Source organism: Nostoc sp. PA-18-2419, from assembly GCF_005869855.1.
Taxonomy (GTDB): domain Bacteria; phylum Cyanobacteriota; class Cyanobacteriia; order Cyanobacteriales; family Nostocaceae; genus Nostoc.
On sequence record NZ_SZNH01000004.1, the window covers coordinates 60,912 to 80,568 of the forward strand.

Annotated in this window: 15 protein-coding genes and 1 pseudogene; 10 read left to right on the plus strand and 6 right to left on the minus strand. The window is 39.9% G+C overall.

The window, feature by feature from the left end; genetic code table 11:
• Nucleotides 1-422 precede the first annotated feature (422 nt).
• Together FCR06_RS05855 and FCR06_RS05860 are read left to right on the plus strand one after the other, a co-directional pair.
• On the plus strand, nucleotides 423-1,442 hold the full coding sequence (locus FCR06_RS05855; RefSeq protein ID WP_138497910.1) for a FecCD family ABC transporter permease: 1,020 nt from the start codon (nucleotides 423-425) through the stop codon (nucleotides 1,440-1,442).
• The gene (locus tag FCR06_RS05860) at nucleotides 1,439-2,476 is read left to right on the plus strand and encodes a FecCD family ABC transporter permease (protein ID WP_138497911.1); all 1,038 of its coding nucleotides are present in this window, start codon (nucleotides 1,439-1,441) and stop codon (nucleotides 2,474-2,476) included. Before FCR06_RS05855 ends, FCR06_RS05860 begins: the two co-directional genes overlap by 4 nt.
• Before the next feature lie 41 nt (nucleotides 2,477-2,517).
• Here FCR06_RS05860 and FCR06_RS05865 read toward each other — a convergent pair whose 3' ends face one another.
• From FCR06_RS05865 to FCR06_RS05880, 4 genes are all read right to left on the minus strand, one after another.
• On the minus strand, nucleotides 2,518-3,177 hold the full coding sequence (locus FCR06_RS05865; RefSeq protein WP_138497912.1) for a 2OG-Fe(II) oxygenase: 660 nt from the start codon (nucleotides 3,175-3,177) through the stop codon (nucleotides 2,518-2,520).
• A 28-nt stretch (nucleotides 3,178-3,205) separates the two neighbouring features.
• Entirely contained in the window at nucleotides 3,206-4,048 is an 843-nt protein-coding gene (locus tag FCR06_RS05870; RefSeq protein WP_189523333.1) for an iron-siderophore ABC transporter substrate-binding protein, read from the minus strand.
• A gap of 167 nt (nucleotides 4,049-4,215) precedes the next feature.
• Nucleotides 4,216-6,828, minus strand: coding sequence for a TonB-dependent siderophore receptor (locus FCR06_RS05875; protein WP_189523334.1), 2,613 nt, complete (start codon nucleotides 6,826-6,828; stop codon nucleotides 4,216-4,218).
• A 202-nt stretch (nucleotides 6,829-7,030) separates the two neighbouring features.
• Nucleotides 7,031-7,996, minus strand: a complete 966-nt coding sequence (locus FCR06_RS05880) for a helix-turn-helix transcriptional regulator (RefSeq protein WP_138497915.1) — start codon at nucleotides 7,994-7,996, stop codon at nucleotides 7,031-7,033.
• An 829-nt stretch (nucleotides 7,997-8,825) separates the two neighbouring features.
• Here FCR06_RS05880 and FCR06_RS05885 point away from each other — a divergent pair.
• On the plus strand, nucleotides 8,826-9,620 hold the full coding sequence (locus FCR06_RS05885; RefSeq protein WP_138497916.1) for an ABC transporter ATP-binding protein: 795 nt from the start codon (nucleotides 8,826-8,828) through the stop codon (nucleotides 9,618-9,620).
• A gap of 114 nt (nucleotides 9,621-9,734) precedes the next feature.
• Here FCR06_RS05885 and FCR06_RS34755 read toward each other — a convergent pair.
• Nucleotides 9,735-9,848, minus strand: a pseudogene (locus FCR06_RS34755) (IS701 family transposase); the annotation flags it as partial.
• 14 nt (nucleotides 9,849-9,862) lie between these two features.
• On the opposite strand from FCR06_RS34755, the gene FCR06_RS05890 reads away from it, so the two are divergent.
• The 7 genes from FCR06_RS05890 (at nucleotide 9,863) to FCR06_RS05925 (ending at nucleotide 17,758) form a co-directional block, all read left to right on the plus strand.
• Nucleotides 9,863-10,705: a methyltransferase domain-containing protein gene (locus tag FCR06_RS05890; protein WP_138497917.1), complete on the plus strand. Its 843-nt coding sequence runs from the start codon at nucleotides 9,863-9,865 to the stop codon at nucleotides 10,703-10,705.
• A gap of 1,287 nt (nucleotides 10,706-11,992) precedes the next feature.
• Complete coding sequence (locus FCR06_RS05900; RefSeq protein ID WP_138497918.1) at nucleotides 11,993-12,955, plus strand: homogentisate phytyltransferase; 963 nt, start codon at nucleotides 11,993-11,995, stop codon at nucleotides 12,953-12,955.
• Nucleotides 12,956-12,958: 3 nt separating this feature from the next.
• The gene (locus tag FCR06_RS05905; RefSeq protein ID WP_138497919.1) at nucleotides 12,959-13,423 is read left to right on the plus strand and encodes a tetratricopeptide repeat protein; all 465 of its coding nucleotides are present in this window, start codon (nucleotides 12,959-12,961) and stop codon (nucleotides 13,421-13,423) included.
• A gap of 218 nt (nucleotides 13,424-13,641) precedes the next feature.
• Nucleotides 13,642-14,667 (plus strand): tetratricopeptide repeat protein, encoded by a 1,026-nt coding sequence (locus FCR06_RS05910; protein WP_138497920.1) that lies wholly within the window; start codon nucleotides 13,642-13,644, stop codon nucleotides 14,665-14,667.
• A 76-nt stretch (nucleotides 14,668-14,743) separates the two neighbouring features.
• Nucleotides 14,744-16,336, plus strand: a complete 1,593-nt coding sequence (gene cobA / locus FCR06_RS05915) for a uroporphyrinogen-III C-methyltransferase (RefSeq protein WP_138497921.1) — start codon at nucleotides 14,744-14,746, stop codon at nucleotides 16,334-16,336.
• A 126-nt stretch (nucleotides 16,337-16,462) separates the two neighbouring features.
• Complete coding sequence (coaE, locus tag FCR06_RS05920; RefSeq protein ID WP_138497922.1) at nucleotides 16,463-17,053, plus strand: dephospho-CoA kinase; 591 nt, start codon at nucleotides 16,463-16,465, stop codon at nucleotides 17,051-17,053.
• Between the two features lie 405 nt (nucleotides 17,054-17,458).
• Nucleotides 17,459-17,758 (plus strand): hypothetical protein, encoded by a 300-nt coding sequence (locus FCR06_RS05925; RefSeq protein WP_138497923.1) that lies wholly within the window; start codon nucleotides 17,459-17,461, stop codon nucleotides 17,756-17,758.
• Between the two features lie 125 nt (nucleotides 17,759-17,883).
• Here the strand turns inward: FCR06_RS05925 and FCR06_RS05930 are convergent, their stop codons facing one another.
• Nucleotides 17,884-19,278 carry a TldD/PmbA family protein gene (locus FCR06_RS05930; RefSeq protein WP_138497924.1) on the minus strand — a complete coding sequence of 465 codons (1,395 nt, stop codon included), beginning with the start codon at nucleotides 19,276-19,278 and terminating at the stop codon, nucleotides 17,884-17,886.
• Between the last annotated feature and the right edge of the window lie 379 nt (nucleotides 19,279-19,657).

The following is a 19,657-nucleotide window of genomic DNA, read 5'->3' on the forward strand; positions in this document are numbered from 1 at the left end:
ATTATTTTACTTACTAATTTGGTAATATTCAACTGGCGGAGAGAAAAAAAGGCTAGGATATTTGTAAAATAAGCTCCATAGCCGTGAGACACCTTTGATAATACTTATATTTATTCAATACCTTTGCCAAAATAATAGCCTACAAAAATTTTAGCAAAAATGACAAAATCACTCATATATAAACGTTCAGCTTATAAGGTAGTTTGGACTTTCAAACCTTTATCTTATGTGAAGTACGTTAAAAAAGCCTTGTGAGAAACCTGGAAGTAATTTAGGACTATTATTTTTGCCTAACTTAAGAAAAATGGGAGTTCATATATCAACTCACTCTCGTAAATTGGCAGAGTTATTATGATTAATTAGTAATTATGCTTAAAATTTAGTCAAAGCAGAGGTACGAAGTTAACTCTTGTCACAAATCCATGAATATAAATATTTCTAACTCGGAAAAATACTACATTCGGATTTTCAGTTTAGGCATCGGGATATTAATAGTATTATTGGGTATTTTTGCCAGCATTTCTTACGGTGCAGCTGACATTCCCATTGCCAAAATACTCACTGCATTTATTAACTATGATGACTCTACCGAACATATAATTATCCGCTCGATGCGCCTACCGCGTACACTGATTGCAAGTATGGTTGGTGCTAGTTTGGCTATAGCCGGAGCGTTAATGCAAGGACTGACTCAAAATCCCCTAGCCGCACCAGGAATCTTAGGGATCAATGCAGGTGCAGCTTTAGCAGTGGTGACAGTGGTCTTTGGCTTAGGTACATCTTCAGCACCTCTAATTACTCTTGTAGCATTTATCGGAGCCTTAATAGCAGCCTTAGCAGTTTATTCCCTCGGTTCTTTAGGGCAAGGAGGCTCAACATCATTGAATCTGACTATTGCTGGTGCAGCTTTAACTGCTTTGTTATCTTCAATTACCACAGGTATATTAATTTTAAGCGATCGCACTTTAGAAGAAGTCCGCTTCTGGTTAGCAGGTTCTTTAGCCGGACGAGATTTCAATCTATTCCTGACTGTACTGCCTTGGATGGTAGTAGGATTATTAACAGCTTTTGCCTTGAGTAGACAAATCAACGTCCTCAGTTTAGGAGAATCAATAGCCACAGGCTTAGGTCAGCAAACAGGTTGGATCAAGTTGGCAACAGCATCGAGCGTTGTCATCTTGGCAGGAAGCGCTGTCGCATTAGCAGGACCTATAGGCTTTGTTGGTCTGCTAGTTCCCCATCTGGCGCGGGGGGTAATGGGTGTTGATTATCGTTGGATATTGCCTGGTGCAGCTGTGTTTGGTGCAGGTTTACTGGTATGGGCAGATTTAGCAGCCCGTTGGTTAATTAGACCCCAAGAATTGCCTGTTGGCGTGATGACAGCACTGTTAGGAGCGCCCTTTTTGTTGTATTTAGTCCGTTGGCAGGTAAAAAGAGGATGATAACAATTCAAAATTCAAAATTCAAAATTCAAAATTTAATACTTGGTAAGGAGTCTGTAACTAGAGTATTGTTATTACTGCTATTATTTACCCTCGCTGTTTTAGGGATGAGCCTCAGTTTGGGAGATTATCCTGTCCCGCCAGCAGATATAGTGAAAGCTGTTGTTGGTTTACCAACTCAAGATCCAGAATCTCCCTTTGTTGTTGTCACCTTGCGTTTACCGAGAGTGTTAATCTCCTGGTTGGTAGGAGTCGGTTTGGCAATTGCTGGTGCAATTTTACAAGGATTGACACGTAATCCTTTAGCTGACCCTGGCATTGTTGGGGTAAATGCAGGTGCAGCTTTTGCAGCTGTTACCTTAATCGTAGTATTTCCGGCTGTACCCACTATGTATTTGCCCTTTGCTGCCTTTGGTGGTGCTTTTATTGTGGGCTGTTTAATTTACTTACTGGCTGGTACGGGAGAAAAATCACCTCTGCGCTTAGTGTTGGTGGGAGTAGCACTCGCAGCAATTATGGGAGCTTTTACTACCTTGATGTTGACTTTTGGCGAAATTAATGACGTTACTAGAGCATTGGTATGGTTGGCGGGTAGTGTTGCTGGTAAAAGTTGGGAGCAACTTTGGCAACTGCTACCTTGGATAGTTGTCTTCGTTCCCTTAGCTTTACTGCTAGCGCGGGAACTGGATACTCTGCAATTGGGTGACTTAGTGGCTAAAGGACTCGGTAGCCGAGTCACATGGCAAAGAAGCAAATTATTGTTAGTGAGTGTGGCACTGGCTGGGTCAAGTGTGGCGATCGCCGGTACAATTGGTTTCGTGGGATTAATGGCTCCCCATTTAGCACGCAGACTTGTCGGCTCAATACATCAAAATTTACTACCAGTCGCTGCCTTGATTGGAGGACTATTAGTAGCAGCAGCAGATTTTTTGGGTAGAACTTTATTTTCTCCCACAGAATTACCCTGTGGTTTGCTGACTGCTGCTTTGGGAGCGCCTTATTTTATCTATTTACTCTATCAAAGGCGGCGGTGATGAAGCTTTAGTATAAATGTCAAAATTTGCTCAACAAAAACCTAAGACTCTGGCAGCCAAAAGCAAGTCTGTAGATGCAAACGGTGTTGAGTTGCATTCAAGGAAATAGGAGAAACCATGTGCCAAGAGCGATCGCAACGTACAATAGCAACTGAATATTGCGGCAATGGTGGAACTTCTTTAACTACAGAAGTAGTCTGATTATCTTTAAGAACTCGGAAATGCCCTCCCCACTCTAGGTTCCATCCCTCATTGAAATAGAAAAGTTGAGTTACATGTTTACGCGGGATATCTGTATGAGGACGGTTCCAGAACCCTAAATCATGTCTTGTTAAATAAATTGTTAATGAATGGTTTTTTAAATCCAAATTAGTAAGATGCTCCATTGCCTCTCGATAATCAGGAGTAAGAAGTTCTTCAATCAATTTTTGCCAATTAAGACTCAAATCGCTGATATCTTGTATACCTTTGTACTTACTTTCATCCAGAATGCAGCGTGCAAAAAACCTGTAGTCATCATATGTATATTCCGGGTATCCATCTGGCTCGAAGTCTCTAGCATGATATTCTTTATAGTTTGTAGTAGCAAAACTATTTGCTAATTCAGATTGTACTGAAGTGTCAAGCAAGTTTTCAAATACAATCCATTTATAAGGAATTGACTGCATAGTTGCATTACTAATTGCACTTAAGTTCAACATGATGCCTCTTAAAAAACTTTCAAATAGTCTATTGCTGTTTAACTAAATATCGCTCCAAATCGTCTATCATCCGATTGGCTGCAAGGGGGCCAAACTGAACCCAGTAAAACCCCACGTTATGAACTTTTTCCTGTTGGACAACTTTCAACTTCGACCACAACGGTTCTGCTTTCAGTTGCTCAAGTATTGGGTGTAAATCCCTTTTGCCCAGTGCGTCTTCTGATACTAGAAATAAAATATCCCCATCTAACTTACTTAGGAGTTCCTCTGATAAAGCGTATGCAGCAGGGCCACCCCCTATACTCAGAGTTGCTTGACTATCCAAAGTTTGAGAGTAAGGACGTGCAATACCCGCATCTTTGAGAATAACTCCTGAAAAACTTGCCTTCGCCCACAGCCAAAGTGCATCAGTACGCAATTCGGCAACCGAGACTAAAGTTGTGTTCAGGCGAACGCCCATTTTTGCTTTGAACCGTGCCAAACGTGCATAATAATTATCCATTACCTGCTGGGCTATTTTAGTTTTACCCAGAACACGGGCTGTGAAAGCAAAAGATTCTTTCCAAGCTCCAGTGGTTCCAGGAGGAGCCAAAACAGTGGGCGCAATGTGTGATAACAGTGGATAAATATCTTGATGAAAATGCATACCAAGAATTAGGTCTGGTTTGAGAAACAAGACTTTTTCGATACTAGGAGAGAGCCAATCTACATCTTCAATACCTGATAGCGGGCCTACTAATCGCTGCAATTGTGAGACAAATGACTTTGAAGCAGCTATAGGTTTGATCCCCAACGCCAAAGCATTTTCTAAACAATCACCACTAAGCACAACAACTCGTTGAGGATGAGCAGGAACTATTGTCTTACCCATAAAGTGCTGAACTATTCGAACCTGACTTAAAGAAGAAACACTCTTAGAATCGCTAACTTTTGGGTAATTAAAAAAGAAATAACCGTTTAGCCACACTACCACAGCAAGCAATCCTAAAAGGGGCAGGAATAGGACAAAACACTTGGCTAACCAATGAGTTGTTCTCATTAAAATTCCCACTTCACTGACAACTCTGCTGTATAGGGACGACCAGGAATAATTCTTTGGAGATAGTCAAAGCTTGCTTCATAATATCGAACATTAAATATGTTATTCAAGTTGAGTCCAATGCTAAAGTTATTCTGACGATAGTACAGAGCTGCATTAGTGAGAAAGTAGCTTGGGACTGTATATGTATCCAAATTATCTGGCATTTGATCTCCAACGTAGTTAAAGCCAATTCCACCTCCAAAACCTTTGAGAGAGCCAGCACCAAAAGTGTAAGTTGTCCACAAACTAGCGACATGCTGTGGTATTCCTTCTACTCGATTCCCGACTGGAAGATCATTGTCTTTGGTAATGCGTGCATCTGTATAACCGTAGAAGCCAATCACATTCCAACCGGGAAGAATCTCTCCGGTGACACTCAGTTCTACTCCCCGACTTCTTTGTTCTCCTGTTTGCACACTATAATCGGAATCGGTAGGATCGGTAGTCAAAATGTTAGTTAGTATCAGATCATATAAAGCAAGTGTTGCTGAGAGTTTGTTATCAAATAAATCAGTCTTAACGCCCACTTCATACTGAGTACCTAGTTGTGGTCTAAAAAGGTTGTCATTTTTATCTGCACCCGTTACTTGTTCAAAAGAGCGGCTGTAGCTGGCGTAGAGTGAGACAGGCGCTATGGGTTGATAAACGATGCCTACTCTTGGACTAAAGGCAGAATCAGACTGGACACTTGAGGTTGAAGCAATCCGATTAGCAAACTCATTCTCTACTAAGTCATAACGTCCACCCACAAGCAATTTGAGGTTATTGGCAACTGTCACTTGGTCTTGAAGATAAAAGCCTAAAGCATCATCTCTAAAGAAGACATCAACTCCTCCAAGAGTATCACCTAGTGGTTGACCATACACTGGGTTAAAGACATCAAGAGGGGCGGCAGCTGTTCTAAGTACACTAGTTCTTCGGGTTTGTCTAAATAAGTCAAACCCCACCAAAAGTTTATGTTTTATATTACCAGTGTTAAAATCACCAATAACATGAGTATCTAAAGTATAAGCTTCATACTCTGTTGGCTTTGGAAAAGTAGTCAGATCTCTTTCGACAGTGCGGTTGTCTGCTTCCAGCAGACTGGTAACACCTGTTTCACGTAAATCAAGGGTTAAAAATGCAGCTTGAAATGAATTACTAATAGACCAGTTATCGTTAAAGCGATGTTCTAGATTGTAATTATATCTATGAAGCTGGCGGTTATAGAAATCAGTCGGTTCCCCTAAATAACGGTTAATAGGGATTTTGCCATTTGGGTTAGGAAGTATAGTTGCACTAGCAATCTGCTCCAAACCAGTACCTAGCGACTGTTGGATGTCTTCATATTCTGTATCAAAAGTTAGATTTGTATTTTTCCCGATACGCCAATTAACAACAGGCGAAACGAAAAAACGCTTTTCATGATAAAAATCAGTAAAGTCTTCTGTGGTTCTGTAAGAAGTGTTTAAACGATACGACAGACTGCCATCTTTTGTCACAGGACCAGAAAGGTCAAGTGAAGGTTCAAAAAGTTCATAAGCACCACGCCTTACCTCTAAGGCATAGTAAGGTTGACTCAAAGGCTTTTTAGTAACTATATTAATGATCCCACCTGGATTGACTTGACCATAAATTACAGAGTTTGGGCCTCTTACAACTTCTACTCTATCTATATTTGTCAGCGAACTTGATAAAGCAGCAACATCTGCAAAGCGGTCTTTGACACCGTTTCTATAAACGTTTCTGGCTCTAAAACCTCGAATAGAAAAAGTGTCTGCAATTCGAGATGAAAAATTATTTTGGACAACGCCAGCATTTGAGAGTATCCCAATTAAGTTACGCGGTTGTTGCTCTTCGATAACTTGTTGAGGAATCACCTGAACCGAAGCAGGAACATCACGCAATGGTGTATCTGTTTTCGTTGCAGTAGTTGCATCTGGTACCCGATAATTTGTATCTGGTGGAGCAGTCACATTTAACTCAATAGGCTTTTCTGGTTCTGTTGTTGGCTGTTGAGCAGTAGAAGTACTAGGGGTCACTCCAAAAACTAAACCCTCTTTCGTACTATCAAACAACTCCACCGCAGGCGCACCCATTTCCCCAGTCACTGTTACTCGCAAGGTTTTCCCATCTAAATTTGTAACTGTAATTAATGCAATTCCGGCTACTGGCTTTGATTGTCTAAAATCCCCACTTCTTAGTTGCAACTTGGCGTTAGGAATATCTGCAATATAGGAATTACCTTCAGTTTTCGGTATAACTTGTAATTTCAGAGAATTAGCTGTAACTAAAATTAACTCTATCCCTTTATCGGTAGAGTTCACCTGAACATCCGTAACTAATACCACATCTGTAGTTGCTTGACTAAGTTCAGGAAATTTATTCTGTCTGGGTACTCTCCATAAATATGAAGCATTAGTTTTAGGAAGCTGTAACTGATTCAATGTTTGAATTTCTTTAAAAACTTCGCCTGAGCGTACTAAAGTTTTTTTGACTAACGGTTGTTCAGAATATGCTGGATTGGCTAAAGTTAGAGAAACGACAGATATTAACCAGCAAACAGCAGGGTATGGTAGTCTGATAAACATTTTTATACACATCATTAAGTGAACACTAAGTATTAAAATTGAGAATTAAGTATAATTTTCCTTTCAGTCCATAGCTCCCAATTATTACTGACTAAATTGGTAAAAAATATATTTATACCAACTTAATTATTGTAAAAATATATAACTTTTCAGTGTTTGCGTCTTATTCGAGCCGGAATTTTTTTTATTCCATCGGGAATTTTTATCTCTGACAGGACTTAGGACTTATTCCAAACTTCTTACGAAAAGCATTACTAAATGAAGGTAAGCTAGCATAACCTACTGTTCTAGCTACTTCTGTGACATTCATATTTCTTTCAATAAGCAGTTTATAAGCTAGTTGCATTCGGTAGTGATGCAGATAGCCAAACACCGTAGTCCCAAAAACCTGCTTAAAGCCTTGCTTCATTGTGCAATCATTTAAACCTACTTGTCGTGCTAGTTCAATAAGAGATGGTGGGTTGTCTAGATGTTTCAACACAATTTCTCTAACATGATAAATGCGGTCAATATCTGATGGCTTGAGTTTATTAATCTGAAAGCAACCTTGGTTTATTTGTAGCTCTTGCTCGACTAGCATTGCTACCAGTTCCCAAACCTTACCTTCAAGATAAATTTGTTTAGTAAAGCCTTGGTACGGACATTGAAGAATTTGCTGCACCGCTAAAAGCATTGCAGGAGTTTGAGTTCCATTGCGTTCATAAGTTGGTTGATCCCAACGTCTAATTAGATGTTGTAATTCTTTTGGGAGTTTACCAGATGTATTTTCTCCAAAGCTATGAAACACATTTGGATGTATGTGAATAGCTACTTCTACTACTCGCGCTAATGGCTCTAATACAGCGCACTCAGATGCCATACCACTACCACTTAAAAAGTATTCTCCTGTCTTGAACTCAAGGTTTTTAAATTCGCTCTCTAACAAAATAAGGAATCGAAATTCTAATGGATGCTTTCGCTCATGAAGTTTTAAAATGAATGATTTTGGTTGTTGATAATAGGAAATATCTAAAGATATGCTATCTCGTAGCTGAATCTGTCGCCAATATCCTTCGCCAAATTGATACTTTCTGGTAATATCAAAATTATCTGAACTATCATGATTCTGAATTATTTCTGCTTGGTATAGTAGTTCTACGTAATCTGCGTACGAGAGGATAAGTGTCATGTTACTAAAATTAGTTTAAATTGGTAGTGATCGCAATTCCCTTTTTGCTCAATTAGCTCTGTTTCATAAAATAATTTCCAATAGTCGGATGATGATGGGATTAATGTCATCAGCAACTATCTAATACTGTTTCTTTATGAAGCTGCATATATCCCCCGGCTACGTCGTCCCCCCGATGCCTTAGGAGGACTACAGGGGGGTCTTGATTATGTGCATCTTCATAGAGAATTGGTATAATAAGGTTTTCAATAATAAATACAAGCACATCAAAAATTGCAATTTAAATCGAATTGCAAAAACATATTAAAAACTTTTGAAAGTTAAAAGTTTTGTTAGCAGGCATTAAGTAGCCTTTTTAAGGCTAGGTATTATAAATTGCTGTTAAACTTATCATGTACTTGCAACGATAAATGTAATCATTTGAACAGTTTTATAAAATTTTACCAACTATCATGGTAATTAACTATATACCTTATTCTTTAAAGCGACAAACCTTTGCATATACTGAGTTTTAGCCGTCTTAGAAAAATTCAAATTTTGTTAAGTCGATCCCAATCTTTGATCAGGGTATCTTTACCAAGTCCAGCACTTATTAGCCAATATTGTTGGTAATGATATAACAATATGATTTAAAATATTTAAATATTTACACTGAAGGGCAATCGCGGTTTTTAAGGAAAAGCTTAGTATGTGATGACTCAAAAGTTCAACCCTCTAGCAATTGTAACAATACACTGCCGTGTTAGGCGATCGCTTGCACTGCATCAAATGAAATCATACTGTAGACAAACTAAATACTTATATCCTAAGCTTGCGCTCCCAAAGCCCTATGGAAAATACAGCCCTTAAAACTCAACATCTGAGCCTGGCTTACGATGGCAAACAGATTATATCCGGTCTTAACCTATTAATTTCCACAGGACAAATTACTGCTCTAGTTGGCCCCAATGGTTGTGGGAAATCTACTCTACTGCGAGGTTTAGCCAGACTACTCAAGCCCCATATTGGCAATGTATATCTCAATGGTGCTGATATCTTTCGACAGTCAACGACCAAAGTTGCACAACAACTCGGTATTCTTCCTCAAGGGCCAGTTGCACCAGAAGGAATGACTGTGCGAGATTTGGTTGTACTTGGTCGTTATCCATATCAAAAAAGTTGGCTGCAATCTTGGACACCTGAAGATGAACGTCAAGTCTGCAAAGCACTAACAACTACAGACCTCAATGAATTAGCCCATAGAACTGTAGATACCCTTTCTGGTGGACAAAAGCAACGTGCTTGGATAGCCATGACTTTAGCGCAAGATACGCAGATTTTACTATTGGATGAGCCGACAACTTTCTTAGATTTAGCTCATCAAGTGGAGGTGCTGGAGTTGCTGTGGGATTTGAATCAACTTGAAGGAAGAACAATTGTCATGGTGTTGCATGATCTAAATCAGGCGTGTCGTTATGCTGATCAGCTAGTAGCTTTACGTGATGGTGCTGTTATGGCTCATGGAACTCCAGCAGATGTGATGACAGAAGAAATGGTCCAGGAGGTGTTTGAATTAGCTTGTCGAATTGTACCAGACCCGGTGGTAGGAACACCTTTGTGTTTACCTCTAAAAAAGAAATTATGACACGGGTTTTGAGCTAGAGCTATCTCTTAATTGCAATAGAACCTCTTCCATAGTCGGTAGTAGTACATAGTAATGGCTTTGTTGCATGAAACAGAAAACAGTCATTCATATTTACTAATCATGACAAGTATTAGTAAAATTTTGTACGATATAATCACGTACAACTAAAGTGAATAGATTTCTTTGCAATTCATACCAATTAGAAATTAATTTTAAACTATGCTTTTTGAGACTGCCTTTTCATGAGTGCAACACTTTATCAACGAATTCAACGATTTTACGATGCTTCCTCTGGTCTATGGGAACAGATTTGGGGGGAACACATGCATCACGGCTACTATGGGACTGATGGTAGTCAGAAAAAAGACCGTCGTCAAGCGCAAATTGATTTGATTGAAGAATTACTGATTTGGGCTGGGGTAGAGGCAGCATCAAATATTCTGGATGTAGGTTGTGGGATTGGCGGCAGTTCTTTATACTTAGCAGAAAAGTTTAATGCTCAAGCTACAGGGATTACATTGAGTCCTGTGCAAGCCGCTAGAGCAACAGAACGTGCCTTAGAGGCAAATTTGAGTCAAAGAACACAGTTTCAGGTAGCAGATGCTCAAGCAATGCCTTTTGCTGATAATTCTTTTGACTTGGTTTGGTCGTTAGAAAGTGGCGAACACATGCCAGATAAAACCAAGTTTATGCAGGAGTGCTATCGGGTATTGAAACCTGGTGGTACTTTTATTATGGTGACTTGGTGTCATCGAGCAACTGAGGAGTCACCACTGACAACGGATGAGGAAAAGCACTTAGAGGATATTTATCGGGTGTATTTTTTGCCTTATGTGATTTCTTTGCCAGAGTATGCAAGCATAGCGCGTCAACTTCCATTAAATAATCTCCGCACTGCTGACTGGTCGCAAGCTGTCGCCCCATTTTGGAATGTAGTGATTGATTCGGCATTTACTCCCCAAGCGCTTTGGGGTTTGCTAAATGCTGGTTGGAGTACTATTCAAGGGGCATTGTCGTTGGGATTGATGCGTCGCGGTTATCAGCGGGGGTTGATTCGGTTTGGTTTGTTGTGCGGGAATAAGTAGGGAAAAGACATGAGACGGGATGAATCGCGTACAAGAAGCGAGTAATTCGTAATTTTCAGGAGTAGTGGCGTGGCAAGGCTAAAATGTTGCAATAAATTTTCTTGTAGTGTCGGCTTCTAGCCCGCACTGGACGGGCGAGACGCCCATCCCACAAGAGTCAAGCTAATGCACTATTTTAGCCCGGTCACGCTAGTAGGGTGCGTTATCGCGTCAAACGCACCATCAAAATTAGACCTCTTATAGCAGGAGGCAGGGGGCAGGGGGCAGGGGGCAGGAGGTAAAACTATTACTATTCCTAGAATTCATCCTTTCAAAATGTCCTAAAGGGTGTGACTACGGCTATACATAAATATTTTTTTGCCTGAGGCAAAGGTGCAAAGAAGAATGCGAAAAAACTACTTTTGCAAGAAGTCTATATAAAGTTATCTAAGCCTGCATCTGCTAATAGAGAAGGTTGGAAGGGCTCAAAAAGTTTGCGGCGCAAGAACGGAACCTAGGCGAGGAGAAAGCCTACATAGCTGATACCCAAAATTCGGCGTACCCAAGGGTTCCAGAAGAAAATGGCTGATAGTTTGCTTAAGTTCTTATTTTAGCTTTCTGGACAACATTTTCAAGAGTTTTTAGATGCGCTTGACTCTCAACTTGGAGAAGATATTGCACTCCTTCAAATAGACCAAGCCGCAGCACATTTGTCTTATAACTTGAAATGACCTGAAAATATTATTCCCCTATGTCAACCTGCCCATTCTCCACAACTTAACCCCATTGAAAGATTCTGGCTGTTTGTTAAATCTTACATTGACGGTCAGGTATTGAACACACTTGATGAACTTCGCGATCGCGTCCTGATTATTCAAGTTTTATTGAATGGCTCAATATTCAGAATGATGAAAATGACCCAATTACAATTTTAGCTTGTAGTGGGGGAGAACGAGAAACTTACTAAAAATCTGCTTTCCCTAACTCTCTTTCAACCCAGGCTTGATTAAACACAAGCTCGTAAATACGGTTAAAAACTCTTAGCTTACCCTGGTGTTTAAATACTAAACCCGATAATTGCAATTTCATTTGCTCAGCACTATCATCTGCTGTAATTTCTCCCTGCGGTAAATCTGCTGATATAGTCTTAGCAACTTGCTAACACTGTGCTTATCCCAACAAATCCGATGATGTATCGTCCGCAAATGCTCAGATTCATCCTGCTTTTCCCAGTTTTCGATAATGACCAATGCCCAAATTCTGTGACAATGGTTAAGAGTAAGCCGGAATAGTGAATCCAAGCTACTCATGAGCCATTCTCAAAACAGTTCTTTGTCAAGCAAACCCGTTCCATTTTCTTTTGATTGGTTATATGCTTTCTGGAAATTCTCTCGCCCGCACACGATTATTGGTACAAGTCTGAGTGTGCTGGGTTTGTATTTAATTGCGATTGCGGTTAGTGGAGAGGCGATAAATCGCCTCTCTACAAGTTCCCTGCTATCTCTGTTGGGGGCGTGGATTTCTTGTTTGTGTGGGAATGTCTATATTGTGGGGCTGAATCAATTAGAGGATGTTGAAATTGACAAGATTAATAAGCCTCATTTACCCTTAGCTTCTGGGGAATTTTCTCATAAAACTGGGCAATTAATTGTTGCTTGTACTGGCATTTTGGCCCTAATTGTGGCGTGGCTAACCGGGCCCTTTTTGTTTGGGATGGTGGCAATTAGTTTAACGATTGGTACTGCTTATTCTTTACCGCCAATTCGTTTGAAGCAATTTCCTGTTTGGGCAGCGCTGTGTATTTTTTCGGTGCGCGGTACGATTGTGAATTTGGGATTGTATTTACATTACAGTTGGTCATTGCAGCAAAGCCAAGCTATTGTACCTACGGTGTGGGCGTTGACGTTATTTATTTTGGTGTTTACGTTTGCGATCGCCATTTTTAAAGATATCCCAGATATGGAAGGTGATCGCCTTTACAATATCTCTACTTTCACTATCGAACTCGGCGCTAAAGCTGTGTTTAATCTCGCTCTTTGGACGATAACTGTCTGCTATTTGGGCATAATTGTAGTTAGTGTGCTACACCTCGCCTCGGTTAACCCTATATTTGTAGTAGTTACTCATTTAGGATTGCTCGTTTGGATGTGGTTGCGGAGTTTAACGGTAGACTTAGAAGAGAAAAGTGCGATCGCTCAGTTTTATCAATTTATCTGGAAACTCTTTTTTATCGAATATCTGATTTTCCCTATCGCCTGTCTTTTGGCTTAGACAATGTTAGAAACCTTGCCAATTAATTCTATTATTGCTGGCGGCATAGTTGCTTTCAGTTTGGTAATCTTGGGATATTTCGCTTGGAAAACTTTGATTACCTCAGATTTATTTCAAAAAGGAATCAATCTGGCTCAATCAGAAGATTACAAAGGTGCAGAAGCAGCTTTTCGCAAAGTTATTTCTCTCAATTCAACAAACGATATGGTGCGTTTATTTCTGGGAGATGTTTTAAATCGGCAAAACCGAGTAGAGGAGGCAAAAGAATTATTTTGTGAGGTAATTCGCCGCAGCCCAAAAAACCCTGATGCTTACCTGCGTCTAGCAAATGTTTTCATGCAACAAGACAGACGAGATGAAGCGAAAAATAATCTCCTACAAGCTAAAGAATTATTGCAAAAACAACGCCAACCGGAAAAAGCTGCAAAAATCGCTAAACTTCTGGATAAGATGAATGCAAAATCATGATAATAAGGAGTCGAAATTCAGAATTTAGAATTATTTACCCATGAAAGGAGAAAGTTTTATAATATTAGTATTTAATAGATAGTTTTTTGCCCATACATAATAGGCAAGATTTTAAAGCAATACTTAGATGCTTGCGGACTTGCTATTACCCAGTCGTGCTTCAATTCATTCTGACTTATGATTCCTAAGTTCTGAATAATTCCAGTCGAGTAATAAAAATGCTGAAAATAAATAATATACTAGCTACAGCCATTATCTGCTGGTGTTTGAGCGGTGCGAATGCTGCTTTTGGTAAAGATGTTGGCCTTGTTTTAGCAAAATTCGAAAACTCACCCCAAGCCGCAGTTCCTGAGAACAAAAAGGCAATTACTAACTTTGAGCAAGGAACCAATCTCTACAAACAAGGAGATTTCAAAGGAGCAGAGGCGGCTTTTCGCAAAGCAATTGAACTAGAACCAAAGTTTATTCAAGCTTATATTGGTTTGGGAAATACTCTCAACGAACTAGGTAAACCACAAGAAGCGATCGCCCAATATCAAAAAGCCATCAGCCTCGATCCTAAATCTGCCAAAGCTCACTATTACTTAGGAAATTCTTTCTATGTTCAAAGCAATTTTCCACAAGCCATCGCCGAATACAAACAAGCTATTAACCTCGATCCCCAAGACGCAGAAGCTCACTATTACTTAGGGAACGCCTTCTATGCTCTAGGAAAGCCGCCAGAAGCAATTGCAGAGTATACAACAGCGATTCGTCTCGAACCCAAAAATAGTGCAAGTTATAATGCCTTGGGAAATGTTTTTTATGCCCAAGGCAAACTAGAAGAAGCCATCCCCCAGTATCAACAAGCCATTAGCATCGATTCCCAAGATGCAGATGCTCACTATAATTTAGCAAGTGCTTTCTATGCTCAAGGCAAGTTAGCCGAAGCAGTCGCCGACTATACCGAAGCCATTCGCCTCAATCCCAAACACGCACAAGCTTACACTGGTTTAGGGAATGCGATGGACGATCGAGGTAAGCCTCAAGAAGCGATCGCCCATTACAAAAAAGCCATTAGCCTCGTACCCGATTATGCATACGCTTACTATAATTTAGCCATCACTCTGGGAAGAGAACAACAAATAGAAGAAGCGATCGTCAATTTCAAAAAAGCCAGAGAATTATTCCAAGCCGAGGAGAACAATGAGATGGTTGAGCGAATCGATCAGCTTATTCAAAAAATTAATACGCAAACGAATTAAAAAAAGAAGTTACGAGTTAATAGTTAAAAATTATGATTTTTCCCCTACTCTTATACTTCTATATCTTTTGTGACAAATGACAAATGACAGAGGCAAAGTCTACCTAGTAGGTGCTGGGCCTGGAGATGTTGCATACTTAACCGTAAAAGCTTACAATCTCTTGGCTATTGCTGAGGTCTTAATCTATGATGCTTTGGTAGATACTCAATTATTGGAGTGTGTACCACCTAATTGCTTGAAATTAGATGTTGGCAAACGCGGTGGTAAAGCCAGTACAAGCCAAGTAGAAATTAACAAGTTACTAATAAAGTATTGCCAACAAGGGAAACAAGTTGTACGCCTCAAATCAGGCGATCCTTTGATTTTTGGGCGCTGCACTTCAGAAATTGAAGCCCTGAAAGCATCTGGTTGTGATTTTGAACTCGTACCAGGAATTTCTTCAGCCCTTGCAGCACCGTTATTGGCAGGAATTCCGCTCACAGATCCGGTTTTAAGCCGTTGTTTTGCAGTATTTACAGCTCACGAACCAGAGGCTTTAGACTGGGAGGCGCTATCGCGGTTAGAGACACTAGTAATTTTGATGGGAGGGCAACATCTACCGGAAATTGTACATCAGCTGTTGCGATATGGGCGATCGCATTTAACACCCATAGCCATCATCCGTTGGGCAGGAACTCCTAAGCAACAAATTTGGACAGCACAACTGGGCAATATTTCTCAACAAGTCACCGGATTATCCCTTTCTCCAGCAGTAATTGTGATTGGCGAAGTTGTTGGGCTGTGCAAGTACTTGCAACCTGAGAATATATATAGAGAAAAGCACGCCAGTACTCCCACACGCCAACCTATGTCAACCAACCTTCCCCCCTCTCCCTCATCTCCCCTCACTGGTAAAACAATTTTGGTAACACGTTCAGTCGGACAGTCGAATCAATTTAGCCATCGCCTCATGGCCTTAGGCGCAACTGTCATCGAAATGCCTACCTTAGAAATTTGCCCGCCTTCAAGTTGGGAAGATTTAGATCATGCGATCACTACTTTATCTGACTTTGACTGGTTAATTCTCACTTCTTGCAATGGGGTAGACTACTTTTTTACAAGACTAATTGCCCAAGGTAAAGATATCCGTGCTTTGGCTGGCGTGAAAATTGCTGTTGTTGGTGAAAAAACAGCCCAAAGTCTCAAACAATATTCTCTACAACCAGATTTTATTCCCCCCAACTTTGTTGCCGATTCTTTAGTAGAAAATTTCCCTGAAGAATTATATAGTAAAAAGGTTTTATTTCCCAGAGTTGAAAGCGGCGGCAGAGAAGTTTTGGTTAAAGAATTAACTGCCAAACGAGCTGAGGTAATAGAAGTTGCCGCATATCAATCTTGTTGTCCCAGTAGTATCCCAGCTGCGGCCAAATTAGCTCTCCAAAACCGCAAGATAGATGTAATCACTTTTGCCAGTTCTAAAACTGTACAATTTTTCTACCAACTTACTAACAACATATTTGAGAGTAACTTTCATACTAGTGAATTCTTAGATGGTGTTTCTATTGCCTCTATTGGGCCTCAAACCTCTAAAACTTGTCATTCCTTATTCGGACGTGTAGATGTTGAAGCCCAAGAATATACTTTGGATGGTTTAACCGAAGCATTGATAATCTGGGCGACAAGTTCTTAGGTGAGGTAGTGAGGGGATGTGGTTCGACTTCTCTACCGGACGCTACGCCCAGCCTTGCTTAAGAGCAAGGGGTACGCTCACCAGCCAGGAGATGGGGAATAACCAATGACTAATGACTAATGACTAATGACAAAACGCATAATCGGCTTAACCGGAGGAATTGCTACAGGCAAAACTACTGTCACAAATTATTTAGCTAGCACTTATAATCTGCCGATTTTGGATGCAGATATTTATGCTAGAGAGGCAGTATCTTTACGTTCGCCTATTCTTAGTGCGATCGCTCAACGTTATGGGCAACAAATTTTACTAGCTGATGGTAGCCTCAACCGCCAAAAGCTAGGTGAAATTATCTTTAATCGTCAAGATGAGCGCAACTGGGTAGAAAATTTGATTCATCCTGATGTACGCGATCGCTTTATGAAAGCAATTGCTCAATCTTCCTCACAAACACTGGTGTTAGTTGTGCCTCTTTTATTTGAGGCTGGAATGACTGATTTGGTTACAGAAATTTGGGTAGTATGTTGTTCCCAAGAACAACAACTACAAAGATTGATCCAACGAAACTATTTAAATACAGAACAAGCACAAGCTCGCATAGATAGTCAATTATCTCTGACAAAAAAAGTGGCTCGTGCAGATGTGGTTTTAGATAACTCTTCTACTCTAGAAGTATTACTCAAACAGATAGATGTAGCCCTAAAAACTTTACTATAAGGGAAAGCATATTTATCTTAAAAAAGACATATATACGACATTCTGAAGACATAATATTTTGATAAATTAATTTTTATAAATTCAGTAAAAAGTCTTCATATTTGAGCCAAAGTTGTTTAATAATTCGGTGATTTTACAGTTGAGACTAAGGTTAGTAGTACTATAAATTTAAATAGTTAGTAAACAAATAGTCACTATCATCTCTGGTGTTGTACTAAATGCTCAAGATTGCAGAAAATAAAGTAATCAATATTAGGCTCGGCAGAAAAAATTGAGATAATATAAGTATTTGAGCAAAATGTAAGGCAAGTAAGCATTGCTAGCAATTAAGTTATCAAAAAACTTAATTAATAATTAAGAATTATTTGGAAACAATATTTTTATCTTATTTTTAGCATCATAGTTATGAACTTAAGTTTAAGCTTTTTCAATAAGTTGGCTTTAGTTAACTCTCCAGCCAAAGAATTAAAAAAGAAGAAGAAAATACACGATTACAGCCGACAAGTTTGGGGAAGTGACTACATATTTGAGCGAGTAAATGAAGGAACGATAGGCTACATGACTGGAGTAGGCAACGGGATTAAAGCTAGTGATCGCATCATTTTACGACAAGGTACTGAATCTTATCAATATCAAATTGAGGAAATTGATTACTACTCCTATCCGTCTGATATGTGGATAGCTTTACTCAAGCAAGTAGTTTAATAAATATAATCCGATAGCAATCCTTGCAGGATCAAGTGAAAATTCTTGTGATGGTGTTTGTCATTTGTCCTTGTAGGGTGCGTTATAGCGCAGCGCAACGCACCATTTTTGTCACCTCATAATTTTTATATTTCTCCACCAACGACTACATCTCGAATTCGTAGACTTGGGCCACCACAACCCACTGATAAGCCGTTTTGCCCTCCCTTACCACAACCACCAGATTCATCCCAATAAAAGTCATCACCAATTGCTTCTATATCAGCTAAAGTTTGAAATACATTTCCTGAAAGTGTCACATCCCTTACAGGTTCAGCAATTTTGCCGTTTCTAATCATCCATGCTTCCCCAGCACTGAAGGTAAACATTTCCCCATTCGTCATTCCACCCAACCAATTGCGGGCATAGACTCCTTCTGTGATACCGATAAATAAATCTTCTACTGGTGTTTTACCCCGTTCAATCCAGGTATTTGTCATCCGCACAATTGGGGTAAAGTGATAGCTCAAACAGCGAGCATTACCCGTAGGCGTTTCCTCTAATTTGCCTGCGGTTTCACGAGAATGCAAACGTCCAACTAAAACTCCGTCTTGAATTAATTGAGTAGTAGTGGCAGGAGTGCCTTCATCATCGTAAAAATAGCTACCACGATGTCCTTGTGGAGCAGCACCATCAAAAATTTGCAGTTCTTCTGGGCCAAACCGCCTTCCAATGGTCATCACTTCCAGCAAATCGGGGTTTTCATAAGCCATATCAGCTTCAGAAAGGTGTCCGAAGGCTTCGTGGACAAACAAACCAGTGAGAACTGGATCGATGACTACGGTGTAGGTATTGCCTTTAACTGATGGCAGAGATAAAGCTGCGACTGCTCTTTGAGCGGCACTTTCGACTTGTCGATCCAAATGGGTTAAATCTTCGTAGGCTTTGCGAGAACCAGTAGTTTCCCTTCCAGTTTGTACAGTTTCGCCATTTTTGGCGGTGGCGGCAAAGCGCATTTCCATATCTACCCAAGATTGATCGATGAAAGTGCCTTCAGAGGTAGCAATGATTGCTCTTTGAGCGCTGTCTCCATAGCGCACTGAGGTAGTGGTAATCTGGCGATCAACGCTTTTGAGTAATTCCGTGTAGCGATCGCATAATTGTTTTTTCTGCGAAAGTGGAATTTTTCGAGGATCGGTGCCGACAAGGGGCAATTTGCATACTACTTGCACTGGGTCAATGGGTGCGAGTAAAGTTTCTTCATCACCAACCATCCGCGCCGCAGCGATCGCTTCTTCTATACGATCCTTAATTGTGGAAAGTTGATTAAAGCAGCTCAAGCCCCATCCACCCTTATAGCAAGCGCGAATATGTCCACCAATCGAGATGCCTTCACTGAGGGTTTCTATCTTGTCGCCACGCAATAAGATATCAGTCCCTTCTGCTTCTTCAAGGCGAATCATTAAATAATCTACACGCTTTGAGTAACGGGCAATCAGATCCGAAAGCAAATTTTGGGCGTCAGCAAGTGTAGTCGGCATTTCTAAGTAGTAATAATGACGAATTGCATTTATTCTGCAATTATTTGGGGATTTATGCTAGTCAATATCGCAGTTCGTTCATGAATACATGAACTGATATCAATCTGCACATCTTAGCTATAACTTTCACTTTGGCAAAGTAGGGAGTGGGAGAACAATAGATAAATCTTAGCTATATGAAAATAGTGTAAAATTTATATAAATTTTGTGTATTTATACTTAACAATTTAGGTTTTTAGTAGAATATATGAGGTTGTTAACAATATTTTTTAATTTAATACAAAGTTTTCAGTGTTAATAAAACGCTAGTCAACACGAAATTGTTTACTAAGCTTAGTCACTTTTAAATATTAAACAAAGCGCCTCCTTAAACAAGGAA

Excerpts from the sequence above, each read along its gene's own strand:
- FCR06_RS05855 (WP_138497910.1), top strand. The coding sequence starts at position 423 with ATGAATATAAATATTTCTAACTCGGAAAAATACTACATTCGGATTTTC.
- FCR06_RS05860 (WP_138497911.1), top strand. The coding sequence starts at position 1,439 with ATGATAACAATTCAAAATTCAAAATTCAAAATTCAAAATTTAATACTT.
- FCR06_RS05865 (WP_138497912.1), bottom strand. The coding sequence starts at position 3,177 with ATGTTGAACTTAAGTGCAATTAGTAATGCAACTATGCAGTCAATTCCT.
- FCR06_RS05870 (WP_189523333.1), bottom strand. The coding sequence starts at position 4,048 with ATGGGTAAGACAATAGTTCCTGCTCATCCTCAACGAGTTGTTGTGCTT.
- FCR06_RS05875 (WP_189523334.1), bottom strand. The coding sequence starts at position 6,828 with ATGTTTATCAGACTACCATACCCTGCTGTTTGCTGGTTAATATCTGTC.
- FCR06_RS05880 (WP_138497915.1), bottom strand. The coding sequence starts at position 7,996 with ATGACACTTATCCTCTCGTACGCAGATTACGTAGAACTACTATACCAA.
- FCR06_RS05885 (WP_138497916.1), top strand. The coding sequence starts at position 8,826 with ATGGAAAATACAGCCCTTAAAACTCAACATCTGAGCCTGGCTTACGAT.
- FCR06_RS05890 (WP_138497917.1), top strand. The coding sequence starts at position 9,863 with ATGAGTGCAACACTTTATCAACGAATTCAACGATTTTACGATGCTTCC.
- FCR06_RS05900 (WP_138497918.1), top strand. The coding sequence starts at position 11,993 with ATGAGCCATTCTCAAAACAGTTCTTTGTCAAGCAAACCCGTTCCATTT.
- FCR06_RS05905 (WP_138497919.1), top strand. The coding sequence starts at position 12,959 with ATGTTAGAAACCTTGCCAATTAATTCTATTATTGCTGGCGGCATAGTT.
- FCR06_RS05910 (WP_138497920.1), top strand. The coding sequence starts at position 13,642 with ATGCTGAAAATAAATAATATACTAGCTACAGCCATTATCTGCTGGTGT.
- cobA (WP_138497921.1), top strand. The coding sequence starts at position 14,744 with ATGACAAATGACAGAGGCAAAGTCTACCTAGTAGGTGCTGGGCCTGGA.
- coaE (WP_138497922.1), top strand. The coding sequence starts at position 16,463 with ATGACAAAACGCATAATCGGCTTAACCGGAGGAATTGCTACAGGCAAA.
- FCR06_RS05925 (WP_138497923.1), top strand. The coding sequence starts at position 17,459 with ATGAACTTAAGTTTAAGCTTTTTCAATAAGTTGGCTTTAGTTAACTCT.
- FCR06_RS05930 (WP_138497924.1), bottom strand. The coding sequence starts at position 19,278 with ATGCCGACTACACTTGCTGACGCCCAAAATTTGCTTTCGGATCTGATT.